Origin of the sequence: Metabacillus sp. cB07 (assembly GCF_016839225.1) — a bacterium.
GTDB lineage: Bacteria > Bacillota > Bacilli > Bacillales > Bacillaceae > Bacillus_P > Bacillus_P indicus.
In genome coordinates this window covers 625,854-637,768 of record NZ_CP069296.1, presented here as the reverse complement: position 1 = coordinate 637,768, position 11,915 = coordinate 625,854, and the positions used below count along the sequence as shown (strand labels likewise).

Annotated in this window: 9 protein-coding genes and 10 tRNA genes; 1 reads left to right on the top strand and 18 read right to left on the bottom strand. The window is 44.5% G+C overall.

From position 1 onward, the window contains the following. Positions 1 to 5: 5 nt before the first annotated feature. Complete coding sequence (gene queG / locus JOJ89_RS03350; protein WP_203289576.1) at positions 6 to 1,139, bottom strand: tRNA epoxyqueuosine(34) reductase QueG; 1,134 nt, start codon at positions 1,137 to 1,139, stop codon at positions 6 to 8. A 78-nt stretch (positions 1,140 to 1,217) separates the two neighbouring features. Between queG and JOJ89_RS03345 the strand changes: the two genes are divergently transcribed. Further along, positions 1,218 to 1,883, top strand: a complete 666-nt coding sequence (locus tag JOJ89_RS03345) for a B3/B4 domain-containing protein (protein WP_203290242.1) — start codon at positions 1,218 to 1,220, stop codon at positions 1,881 to 1,883. An 89-nt stretch (positions 1,884 to 1,972) separates the two neighbouring features. On the opposite strand, the gene JOJ89_RS03340 is transcribed toward JOJ89_RS03345, so the two are convergent. From JOJ89_RS03340 to JOJ89_RS03260, 17 genes are all read right to left on the bottom strand, one after another. Next, positions 1,973 to 2,046: transfer RNA gene (locus tag JOJ89_RS03340), tRNA-Gly, on the bottom strand. Positions 2,047 to 2,166: 120 nt separating this feature from the next. Then, positions 2,167 to 3,708: a response regulator transcription factor gene (locus JOJ89_RS03335; protein ID WP_203289575.1), complete on the bottom strand. Its 1,542-nt coding sequence runs from the start codon at positions 3,706 to 3,708 to the stop codon at positions 2,167 to 2,169. Then, positions 3,689 to 5,497 carry a cache domain-containing sensor histidine kinase gene (locus JOJ89_RS03330; protein WP_203289574.1) on the bottom strand — a complete coding sequence of 603 codons (1,809 nt, stop codon included), beginning with the start codon at positions 5,495 to 5,497 and terminating at the stop codon, positions 3,689 to 3,691. The genes JOJ89_RS03335 and JOJ89_RS03330 overlap by 20 nt, the downstream gene beginning before the upstream one ends. 158 nt (positions 5,498 to 5,655) lie before the next feature. Continuing rightward, positions 5,656 to 6,936, bottom strand: a complete 1,281-nt coding sequence (locus tag JOJ89_RS03325; protein WP_029286340.1) for an ABC transporter substrate-binding protein — start codon at positions 6,934 to 6,936, stop codon at positions 5,656 to 5,658. An 82-nt stretch (positions 6,937 to 7,018) separates the two neighbouring features. Beyond that, a complete protein-coding gene (locus tag JOJ89_RS03320) occupies positions 7,019 to 7,846 on the bottom strand; it encodes a carbohydrate ABC transporter permease (RefSeq protein ID WP_029286338.1) in 828 nt (275 codons plus the stop codon). Further along, positions 7,846 to 8,787 (bottom strand): carbohydrate ABC transporter permease, encoded by a 942-nt coding sequence (locus tag JOJ89_RS03315; RefSeq protein WP_242524655.1) that lies wholly within the window; start codon positions 8,785 to 8,787, stop codon positions 7,846 to 7,848. Before JOJ89_RS03315 ends, JOJ89_RS03320 begins: the two co-directional genes overlap by 1 nt. A 298-nt stretch (positions 8,788 to 9,085) precedes the next feature. Further along, positions 9,086 to 9,901 carry a cupin domain-containing protein gene (locus tag JOJ89_RS03310; RefSeq protein WP_203289573.1) on the bottom strand — a complete coding sequence of 272 codons (816 nt, stop codon included), beginning with the start codon at positions 9,899 to 9,901 and terminating at the stop codon, positions 9,086 to 9,088. Positions 9,902 to 10,115: 214 nt separating this feature from the next. Further along, positions 10,116 to 10,751: a hypothetical protein gene (locus JOJ89_RS03305; protein ID WP_203289572.1), complete on the bottom strand. Its 636-nt coding sequence runs from the start codon at positions 10,749 to 10,751 to the stop codon at positions 10,116 to 10,118. 245 nt (positions 10,752 to 10,996) lie between these two features. Then, positions 10,997 to 11,077: transfer RNA gene (locus JOJ89_RS03300), tRNA-Leu, on the bottom strand. Between the two features lie 35 nt (positions 11,078 to 11,112). Next, positions 11,113 to 11,198: transfer RNA gene (locus JOJ89_RS03295), tRNA-Leu, on the bottom strand. A gap of 21 nt (positions 11,199 to 11,219) precedes the next feature. Continuing rightward, positions 11,220 to 11,293 (bottom strand) — tRNA-Cys (locus tag JOJ89_RS03290). A 9-nt stretch (positions 11,294 to 11,302) separates the two neighbouring features. Then, positions 11,303 to 11,377 (bottom strand) — tRNA-Gly (locus JOJ89_RS03285). Between the two features lie 58 nt (positions 11,378 to 11,435). Then, positions 11,436 to 11,510 (bottom strand) — tRNA-Gln (locus JOJ89_RS03280). 33 nt (positions 11,511 to 11,543) lie between these two features. Beyond that, a tRNA-His gene (locus tag JOJ89_RS03275) sits at positions 11,544 to 11,616 on the bottom strand. Between the two features lie 27 nt (positions 11,617 to 11,643). Further along, positions 11,644 to 11,717: transfer RNA gene (locus JOJ89_RS03270), tRNA-Trp, on the bottom strand. A gap of 17 nt (positions 11,718 to 11,734) precedes the next feature. Beyond that, positions 11,735 to 11,819, bottom strand: a tRNA-Tyr gene (locus JOJ89_RS03265). A 9-nt stretch (positions 11,820 to 11,828) separates the two neighbouring features. Beyond that, positions 11,829 to 11,904, bottom strand: a tRNA-Thr gene (locus JOJ89_RS03260). Positions 11,905 to 11,915 lie beyond the last annotated feature (11 nt).

Genomic DNA, 11,915 nt, shown 5'->3' with positions numbered 1-11,915 from the left:
GAACTCTACTGCTGAAGAAGCGCAAGCCCTTTTTCCATTTCAGTGCGTGCCTCTGCGTCCTGTTCTTGCTGAAGAGCTTTCTCCAAATCAGGAAGACTCGTTTTTTCACCGATTACACCCAGCGCCCAGGCTGCCGTTCCCCGAATGACGGGGCGGGGATCCTTTTGCATCAAGAACGTTAATTCAGGAACAGCCGTTGTATCTTTAAAATGGGCAAGAGCAATAATCGCATTGCGCTGAATCGGTTTTTTCCCGCGCCAGGAGCCTGACACATGACCGAACTTCTCTTTAAACTCACGGTTGCTCATCGTAAGGAGCGGTTTCAGCTTGGGCTTTGCAATTTCCGGGTCCGGTTCCATTTCGGCATGCAGATGAAAGTCCTTGCCTTTATTCTCCGGACAGACCGTCTGGCACGTATCACATCCGTACAGACGGTTTCCAAGCTTTTTGCGGTATCTTTCTTCAAGAAACCCTTTTGTCTGCGTTAAAAAAGCAATGCACTTGGATGAATCGAGCTGACCGCCCTGAACAAGCGCTCCTGTCGGGCATGCATCTACACAAATTGTGCAGCTGCCGCACCGGTCCTCCATCGGTGTGTCAGGAGGGAGCGCGATATTTGTGACGATTTCGCCAAGATAGACATACGAGCCGAATTCGGGTGTAATAATGGCGCAGTTTTTCCCGCTCCATCCGATTCCCGCTCTCTCGGCGGCGGCACGGTCAGACAATTCCCCGGTATCAACCATGGACTTGAGCTCTGCATCCGGCAGCTTTTCAAGGATATAGGCTTCAAGCTTTTTGAGCCTGTCTCTCAGCACATCATGATAATCCTGTCCCCAGGATGCGCGGCAGAAAATCCCCCGTCTGTCTTCCTTCGTGCTTCTTGGAGCATCCTTCAGCTTTGAAGGATACGCAAGGGCAATCGATATAATCGATTTTGCTCCCGGCACAAGCAAATCGGGGTTCGTTCTTTTTTCAATATCCGGCTCCTCAAAGCCTGACATATAGCCCTTTTGCTCGTGCACAATCAGGCGCTGCTTCAGCTCCTCAAAAACGGTTGCCTGCGCAAATCCGATTTTATCAATGCCGATGCTTTTGCTGTATGCAATTAAATCTTGTTTCAACTCGGCTGCATTCATGGTCTATCCCTCCTTTCCGTTCGAATGGTCACTTCTTCTATGGTAAAATAATGTCATTAAAATGTGGAGGATAAAATGATGGAAACTTCAATCAGTCCTGAAATCACCCGGGAGATACCCGGTTTTAAAATCGGCGTAATCTCCTATGAAAACATCGAAGTATCAGAATCGCCGCAAATGCTGAAAGGCAGAATGCGCCTGTTCCAGGAGTCAATCTTCTTTGAAATGGAAAATAAAAAAGTCCAGGATCTTGAACCGATTAAAGAGTGGCGGGGCATTTTCAAAAAACTCGGCACAGATCCGGGGCGCTACCGTCCTTCAAACGAGGCACTGTACCGCAGAATCCAAAAGCAGCAGTATCTCGAACCATTTCATTCAGCAGTCGACCTCAATAATTTCTTCTCGCTGCAGCATCAGATCCCTTTTGGCATTTACGATGCAGATGAACTGTCAGGTCCGGTTGAAATTAGGGTCGGGTCTGCAGATGATTCCTATCTTGCCATCAACGGACGGGAAGTAAACATGGCCGGCAAGCTATTATCTGCCGATGAGAACGGACCGTTTGGCAGCCCGTTTGTCGACTCCAGGCGGACGGCTGTCACGGAGAACACGCACAATGCCCTGCATCTGATCTACTTAAGGCCAGGCATGGACGTGGAGCAGGCACTCGAGATGTTATCATCTTTAACGAAAATGTTCACGCAAATTCACGGCGGGACGGGAGATTATAAAGTGATACAGTAAATCCCTCTTTTCCGGAGGGATTTTTTTTGAACATGAAAAAACGCAATGCCCCGTTTTTCTGACAAACGAAACACTGCGTTGTATATGTATGGAGCGGGTGATGGGAATCGAACCCACGACATCAGCTTGGAAGGCTGAGGTTTTACCATTAAACTACACCCGCAAGAAGAAGCGATAAAAATATCTTAACAAATTCTTAACGATTCTTCAACACAAAATGAATAATTTTGTCGAAAATTGGTGTCAGTCCTGCACCGCGTTAAAGCGGAGCGGGACTGACCCCTTATTTCGTCTGCCGGTATTCATTCGGCGTCTGGCCTGTGTACTTTTTGAAGACTTTACTGAAGTATTTCTCGTTCTGGTAGCCGACGCCGTATGCAACTTCATAGATTTTGAGATACGGATTTTCAAGCAGCGATTTTGCCTTTTCCATGCGGATGCCGGTCAAATAGTCCGTCAGTGTTGTCTGGTAATCCTGCTTGAATTTTCGGGAGATGTATTCCCTGCTTAAATAGAACTTGTCTGCAATCTCCTGGAGCGTAATGTCCTCCTGATAATGCTGCTGAAGATATTCTTCAATCTGCTGCATGTTGTTTTTTTCCTTCTGGTACTTTACGGTAGAAAGAATCGTGATCAGCTCTGTGAATTCCTTTGTTTTTTCTTCCTTGAATTTCGCAATGGAAAAAGCCCCGTCTGAATCCCAGTAAGCTTTCCCCAAATAAAAGCCTTCCTTGTGGCTGACTTCATATTCCTTGATCCAGTTGCTTCGCAGGAGCTCAAACTGTTTTTCCCAGAGCGTGATCTGCTCAAGGGAAAGATGATGCTGCTGTTCAAGCTTTGCAAAGATTTTTACAAGCTGGGCTTCCGTTTGAGGGATGCTGCCTGATTGCACGGCCCACTTCAGCTCGTTTGAAAAGTCAAACAGGTGAAGCAGCGGTTTGTCTCCTTTATCCCTTGGTGCGGCAAGCGCTTTTTTCAGGCGGAGATCATGTGTAAGGAGAACGGCCTCCGCCTCACCGTATGTTTCATTCAGCTGAATACCGGTGCTGCCCGCTGCAGCAAGCACGTTCAACTTAAGCTTCTGTTTGACAAGCCTGATGAATTCTTCCGCAGCACCAAGGGGATTTTTTTCTTTCCATAGTAGGAGAACAAGTTCATCCTCTTTATTTACGTTTTTAAAGCAGACCCCGTCCTTCAAATGTTCGTTGCAGAGGCCTGATATAGAGGCCGCAGCAGCTTCCCGGTCTCCCTCACATGCCTTCAGCGAGAGAACTGCGGCCGTTTTTTGAACGCTTGAAAAATGCACGCCGTATTCTTTCTCTATTTTTTCTTCAGCATCGTTTGAGATTTCTTTTTTCAGACAAAGCCCTGAAAAGAGCTGATCCCAATAGAGTGGCCTGACTTCATTGATGACGCGGCTCTCTTCAGCCTGGGCAGACTTTGACATAGCCTGCTCCCGCCATTCAAGAACAGCCCGCTCAAGCGTCTCGTTTAGCACATCTGGTTCAATCGGCTTTAAAATATAATCGAAGCTCTTATAAGTGATTGCATGCCTCATATATTCAAAGTCATCATACCCGCTCACGACAATGGTTTTGCTTGCCGTGTTCTCAGCATGAAGCCATTTTAATAGACTGATCCCGTCACGCCTCGGCATTCTCATATCTGTAAAAATGATTTCAGGATTGTGTTCTTTAATGAGCGCTGCAGCCTCTTCGCCGTCTTCCGCTTCCATAATAAGATCGATCCCGTGCTTTTCCCAGTCAGCGAGCAGCATGAGCCCTTCCCTTACATGCTTTTCATCATCAACTATGATCGCTTTCACCCGTCTCACCCTCCTGCAGGACCGGAAGCCTCATCGTCACCATGAAGCCGCTATCCTCTTTATTTTCCAGAAAAAGCTTTGCTTTGTGATCATAATAAAGCTTCAGCCGCGAATAGACGTTTTTCAGACCTATATTTGTCCCCGGCCCCTTTTTATTCAGCGCATCGGCTCTGAAATGTTCATGTATTTCATTCAGCCTCTGCGGCGTGACGCCAATGCCGTTGTCAGTGATTATCATGACCAGTTCATCATCGTCCCTGAAGCACTTCAGCTCGATGCTTCCAATACCGTCGCGGATGTCAAAGCCATGCTTAAAGTAGTTTTCGATCACAGGCTGCAGAATCATTTTCGGCACAAGAATATCCTGCACATCCTCATCAACCTCAACATGCACCTGCAAATGCTCGCCAAACCGCTCTTTTTGCAGGAATAGAAAAGCATTGGTGTAGGTAATTTCTTTCCTGAGAGGAACAAGGTCCTCCTCCATATTCATCCCGTATCTCATGATCTTTGACAGGTGGGTGATCAGGGAATAGATTTGCGGGACGTTATTTTTAAGGGCAACTGTTCCGATTGACTGCAGCGCATTATAAAGGAAATGCGGATTAATCTGTGACTGCAGCACTTTAAGTTGGTTTGTCTTATTTTCAAGCTCAAGCTTGTACTCCCTCGTAATCAGCTGATTGATCCGCTCGATCATCTGCTGAAAACGGGAGCCCAGAATCCCGATTTCATCTGATCCGAAGGACTGGGAGGCGATCTTCATATTGCCTTTTTCAACCTGTTCAATATTCTGAAGCAGAATTCTAATCGGGGAGGTCATTTTAAAGGAAACGAACAGAACAGCAAGCACCACAAGCGACAAACCGATCACGCCAAAAAGAATATTGATTTTAGCCACGCTGTATGCGCTGTCATAAAGGATATGAAACGGCACCCGCTTGACGAGTATCCACCCTCCGGACGAATCAGAAAGCCTGTCGTACATCATCACTCCGTTAAAAGAATCCTCCTGCCACTCAAACGTCCCTGATGCCGTGTCAGCATCCATCACGCTCTCAATCCACTTTTGATTGGAACCGTCCGGAATCTCGGCGTTTGAACTGTATATCATTTTTCCCTCTGATGACAGCAGGAAAAACTCCTCTGATTCCCGGTTGTACAGATTCCGGCTCATATCAATGATCGTATCAGGAGAAATGCCGAGCGTGATGTACCCAAGCACATCGCTTCCGGGCACATTCGTAAGCGCCCTGTGCATCATCACGATGTCCCTTCCCCTTCTTGGGCTGTCCTCATGGCTTGCATACACCGGCTCGATATACAGGTTGTAGGGGCTGCGCTCAGCGCTGTTGAAGGCCTCATTTTTTTCATCTTCAATACTTGTTGAAAAGACAACAGTCGACCGTTTAGTGGCAGAAATCACCCTGTCATCTTTGGCGAACGAAATCTTCACCTCGTTAATCGTATCTCCTGTGTAGAGGATGGTCTGCATAATATTTTTCACAATGCCGACATTCTGATAGTCATTTTTATCATCAGGCGATCTTAGATAGTTGATAAAATCCGGATTGTTGTAGAGGGAGAGTGTTAGACCGTTCAGCTCATTCAGATAGCTTTCAAGGTTTATTTTCCCCTGGTACAGCAGGTTGCTGCTTTCTTTCACAACCTGGTCTTCCAGTGATTCTTTTGTATATAGGTACGTGATTAAAATGGAACTGCCGAACGGCACGATGGTCGTAATCATCAGAAGAACAATCAATTTGTTGCGGATGCTTCGTTTCAGCATGGGGTCTGACCTCCAGGGACTAGCTTATTCTTTAGTATATAGCCAGTTTCATAGGCTTGAAAGCACTTTTTCGAATCTTCCTTCAAATACCTCGGGGGATTGCAAAAGTATGCAAAAAGAAAGCACACCCATAAGGGCATGCTTTCTCTATCAGTCTATTACTTCAAATTATCCCATGAAGTCTGGAAGCGCTCAAGCATTGTATCATAGTCGATTTTGCCTGCAGCATACTCCTGCATGGCAGCAGCGAATTCTTTGTTCGCTCCGTCCGGCCATTTGAACCAAGTCCAAGGGATTGTTTTCTCTTCTTTAGAGTAATCAAGAATCGAAGTTCCAAGATCGCCAAGTCCAGCAGGCTCGATGTTATCGAATGCCGGGATAAATGCGAATTCTTCTGTGATGAAGCGTTTTCCTGTTTCAGATGAAACCATCCAGTTTAAGAATGCTTTCGCTTCTTCAAGGTGCTCTGAATTTTTGTTCAGTACCCAGTTGTTCGGTACGCCGACTGGAAGGCTGTTTGCATTCTCGTCGTTGCTGATCGGAATTGGAAGGAAGCCCATGTTGATCTCAGGGTTGATTTCTGTGATCATGTTCTCTGTCCAGTTACCTTGCTGAAGCATAGCTGTTTCGCCAGAAGCGAAAAGTGTAACCTGTGTATTGTAGTCTGTTGTTAATGGATTGTCGTTTGCATATTTAAGCTCTGTATCAAGAACTTCTTTGAACTGCTTGAACTGCTCATTGTCAGTGAATTTTTCTGATCCGTCATAAAGACCTGCGATAAATTTCTCAGGATCTTCCTGCTGTGCAAATGGAATGTTCAGTAAATGCTGCCCGATTACCCACCACTCGCCGTATCCAGCAGAGAATGGAGTGATCTTTTTAGCTTCGAGCTTTTTCGCAGCTTCTTTCAGCTCATCGATTGTTTTAGGAGGCTCAGTGATGCCTGCTTTTTCAAACAGATCTTTGTTGTAAACAAAGCCGTATCCTTCAAGGTTGACAGGCATGCCGTAAAGCTTGCCGTCTGCATCTGTCATTGGCACTTTTCCGATTGGAAGAACATGCTCAACCCATGGCTCGCCTGAAAGATCAGCAAGCTTTTCTTTCCAGAGCTCAAGCTCTTTAAAACCGCCGTTGTTGAAAATATCCGGCTCTTCGCCTGAAGCAAATTTTGCTTTAAGAGCTGCGCCGTAGTCAGCACCGCCGCCTACCGTTTCAAGTTTAATCTTAATGTTTGGATTCTCAGCTTCATATTCTTTGATCATTGCCTGAAGCTGGTCAGCAATTTCTACTTTAAATTGGAAGAAGTTAAGCGTTACCACTTCATCGCCTGATTTTGAATCCTTGCCTGAATCTCCGCCTGATGATTCTTTAGACGAACAGCCCGCCATAATGCCGAATACGAAAACTAATGACATACATAATAACAGAAAGCGTTTCATTAATGGATTGACCTCCTTGAATCTTTTTATTTTATATAAATTCCTGCATTTTATAAATCTATAAAATGCAGAAACTTTATATCTACTTGATCGAACCTGATGCAATCCCTTTAATAATATGTTTTTGCAGGAACAGGAAGAAAATCACGACTGGCGTAATGCCAAGCACCAGCGCTGCGAGTCCCATATCCCACTGTTTCGTGTACTGGGCAAAGAATGAACTTGCCGCAAGCGGAATCGTGCGCAGCTCCGCATCCTGCAGAACAAGCAATGGAAGCAGATAATCATTCCAGATCCAAAGCGTATTCAGAATCACAACTGTTACCGTGATCGGCTTAAGAAGAGGGAAAACAATTCTCCAAAACACGCCGAACTCGCTGCAGCCGTCAATCTTCGCTGACTCTTCAATTTCAACAGGCACTGTTTTCACAAACCCGTGATAAAGGAACAATGAAAGCGGAACACCAAAACCGAAATACATGATAATCAGACCCGGAATGCTGTTTGTCAGACCAAGGGTGCCCCCAAGCTTCATCAGCGGAATCATCACCGTCTGGAACGGAATGACCATTGCCGCTACAAACAGAACAAACAGGATTTTGTTGAATCTGCCCGGCGTGCGGACCATTTTCCACGCAGCCATCGAGCTGATGATCACTAACCCAATATTACTGAAAACCGTGATGATAAGCGAATTCCAGAAAGCCCGCGGGAAGTTGATAACCTCCCACACTTTGGCGTAGTTAGAGAACATAAATTCCTTCGGCCATGCTGCAGCATCTATTAAGATAGCTGCAAACGGCTTAACTGAGTTTACTAGAACGAAGTAAAACGGAATCAGGAAGATGAGCGCAATCGCGATTGCTATGATTTCAAGGACAAATGTTTTGCCTGTATACCGGTTGCCCATTACGCCTCAACCTCCCGCTTCTTCGTCATCATTACCTGAACGGTTGTAAAGATGGCAACAACCACAAAGAACAGAATTGACTTCGCCGTACCAAGACCGTAACGGTTATTCTGGAAGGCTTCCTGATAAATATTGATCGCTACAGACTGAGTCGAGTTGAACGGCCCGCCGCCTGTAAGAGAGATATTCAGATCGAAAATCTTAAACGCCATTGATATTGTAAGGAACAGACAAATCGTGAATGCCGGAAGAATCAGCGGAACAATAATCTTCGTCAAAAGCGTCCAAGCAGAAGCTCCGTCCATTTTCGCCGCCTCAAGCAGGGAAGTATCCACTCCCTGAAGAGCTGCAATATAGATGACCATCATATAGCCGCTCGTCTGCCATGCAAACACGATGACGATTCCCCAAAACGCAGTCGTCTCATCGCCAAGCCAAGGCATTTTGAAAAACTCAAGCCCAGTCATATTTCCGAGAGATGCAAAACCTTTTACAAAAATGAACTGCCAGATAAACCCGAGCAACAATCCACCGATAACATTCGGAAGGAAAAAGACAGTCCGCAGAACATTCTTCGTCTTAAGCGCTGCATTCAGCATCAGTGCAAAAGCAAACCCGATCACATTACTGATAATGACAGCCGCAAACATAAACTTCGTTGTAAAAATAAATGAATTAAAAAAGGCCGGATCGTTCGTAAAGATTTTCAGATAGTTCTCCAAACCTACCCACTCAACAGCCGAACTGACTCCATTCCATGAAGTAAACGAGTAATAAAGCCCCATTAAGAACGGCAGTATCTGGATCACAAGGAAGAACAGCAGCGCCGGACCAACAAAGGCGCCATATACAAGCAGGCTCTTCACCTTAAACTTCTTCTTAGGAACGGTCTGCATCTGAGCCTTCGTGCTCACAGGCCCCGTTTGAATTTTCGTTTCCAACCGTCTCACCACCCTTAGTTTGTAATCGCTTTCTTTTATTATAATGATAGCGCTTACTAAAAAGGGGATACTGTATTGACGAAGAAGGTGCACTATTTTGACTAGATGTGGGGAGAAAGGCTTGTCCTTTTTCTATATGACAGTGCAAATATCATAAAAATGCTTAAGAAATGCCCACAACATGCCATAATGGGCAACTGGTGCAATAAAATATATTTTAACAAAAAAAAGAACCTGGTGAGACCCAGATTCTTTCTCATTGCTGAATTGAGACTAATATTCCGGGGTACAGCCATCTCTATATGCTCTGTCCCCCTAATTTTTTGCTCTGCTGCAGAAGCTTGGACTCTCCCGTGCGCTCCCACTCTTCCACTGTTTCATATGCTTTCTCAGGAGTGTATCCCTTCCCTACAAGCACGCCCATCAAAATAAACTCCTGAAGAATGTGAACCGCATTGATCCCTCTCTTCACATCCTCAAGCCCCTCCTTCACCAAAAACTCCGTGTGCTTTACCCATTCATCCGGAGTCTTGCCACCAATAACGGTTTCTCCTCCGTTATGGCCATGACTTTCTTCAGCTGCAGCCGCATCCGCTTTCGTCTCATGAACCGTACCAAACGGATGGTTTGGAGGAGCATAGATCGAATAAAGTTTCAGCGGAGATTTGCCCGTATTGGTGACATTGTGCCACGTTCCGGCCGGTATGATGATCGCCGTATCATCATAGACGTTTCGCATGAAAGGCAATTGGTCTTTGCTCTTGCCCATCTGAACAATCCCCTGCCCCTCTTCAACCCGCAGGAACTGATCAACATCAGGATGCATCTCCAAACCGATATCTTCACCCGGATTAAGACTCATTAACGTAAGCTGCAGGTGAGTTCCTGTCCATAACGCCGTCCGGAAATTATTGTTCAGCAGCGTCGCTTCATTAATATTAATAACAAATGGCTCTTTTCCATAATCCTTTAATGAGAGTCTGTAATCACCCATCTCAGAGGGGTAGCTGCCTGGATAGTTCCAATAGGCCGGTTCTCTGTAGTAATTGTTCATCGGTGCATGAACTTGAGGATAATAAGGATTTGGATACCAATAATTCGGATAATAATACATTCTTCTCCACCCTTTCAGCGCATATAAAAGCATCATATGCAGGGAGGTGGGCGGGGGGTACTTGGGGTTGAATTTATATGATTGAGTCAACACGATGGGCGTTCAGATATAACAAAAAAGCCAATGCTCTGTTTGCTTAGAGCATTGACTTTGCTTGTTTTTATGTAAGCTATAGATGCCGGTGATCGGGGTCAAACCGACACTCCAGAAGCAACTATTTCTCCATTTTTCTAGAGCTACTATCCAATCGATTTGAAGCACTATCTAACTTCTCATTAACAATATCAAGAGACTTAAATAATGAATTGAAAATAGGAACAGCAATTTTATATAGTAGGACAAAAATAAAACTAAAAACTGAAGTGACAAAACGTATAACACTACCGGAAAATACCCAAGTTACTTTAAAAAGTAGTTCTATTATTAATAAAATGGATCTGACAAGCCCACTAAATGGAAACGTCGGAATAATGTTTCTCAACTTTTCTATATATTGAAAAACAATATAGTAAATTCCCGGAAAAAATTTGTCAATAAAGCCAATGATTGAAAATACAACTCCATAATTAATGAACAAATTTAATAACTCATTATCATTGAAATAATAGGTTTGGTTATATTCGTTATACAAAGCATTATGTTCTATTAACCCCATAGTGAAAAGAAACTCAATAAAAAGATATATTAGATTATACATTGTTACAAACATAACCAACTTAAATTTAAATAGTATCCATCCTATTATGATTAGAAAAGCTACCTTAATCCAAGAATTTAATTCTACTGTTGAACATTTGGGAGACACCTTTTTATTTTCCTTAAATCTACTCCTACTATTTAGCTCATTCATATTCTACCCCTCTAACATAAATACTTATAATTCATGTATATGGATATATTATACAACAAACGAAAAGACTTTTAGTGCTTTTTATTCATTAATATTTACCTACTCATATAAAGATTATTTATCATTTGACTTAATAGTAAAAATATCTTTTAAATAATTCCTCTTTCGTGCAAATAAATATTTTTATATAAAAAAAGACTTCCTAACATGTTGTTAGAAAGTCTTTAGATTTATTACTTTTTAGATACCGGTGGTCGGGGTCGAACCGACACTCCAGAGGAACACGATTTTGAGTCGTGCGCGTCTGCCAATTCCGCCACACCGGCAAATTGATCATTTTCTTGAACTGGATACTGGTTGATGCCGAGGACCGGAATCGAACCGGTACGGTAGTCACCTACCGCAGGATTTTAAGTCCTGTGCGTCTGCCAGTTCCGCCACCCCGGCTAAGGGTGAGTTCATAAAAATTGGAGGCGACACCCGGATTTGAACCGGGGATAAAGGTTTTGCAGACCTCTGCCTTACCACTTGGCTATGCCGCCTTAAGATTCTGGAGCGGAAGACGGGATTCGAACCCGCGACCCCCACCTTGGCAAGGTGGTGTTCTACCACTGAACTACTTCCGCATTCGCTGTAATTGTATCTTATGCAGCTGGTGCACAAAGATGACTGTTAAAGTGAAAATGGCTGGGCTAGCTGGATTCGAACCAGCGCATGACGGAGTCAAAGTCCGTTGCCTTACCGCTTGGCTATAGCCCAAAACAAAAATAAAAACCCTAATAAGTAAAAAGGGGCGACTGATGGGAATCGAACCCACGAATGCCAGAGCCACAATCTGGTGCGTTAACCACTTCGCCACAGCCGCCATTATACTATATAAGATTAATTAAATTGGCAGGGGTAGTAGGACTCGAACCCACACCGGAGGTTTTGGAGACCTCTGTTCTACCTTTAAACTATACCCCTGTATTCTTTTTTAAAAATGGTGGAGGGGGACGGATTCGAACCGCCGAACCCTGAGGGAGCGGATTTACAGTCCGCCGCGTTTAGCCACTTCGCTACCCCTCCACATTTCAGTGGTGCCGGCAAGAGGACTTGAACCCCCAACCTACTGATTACAAGTCAGTTGCTCTACCAATTGAGCTACACCGGCATATAAGTGTA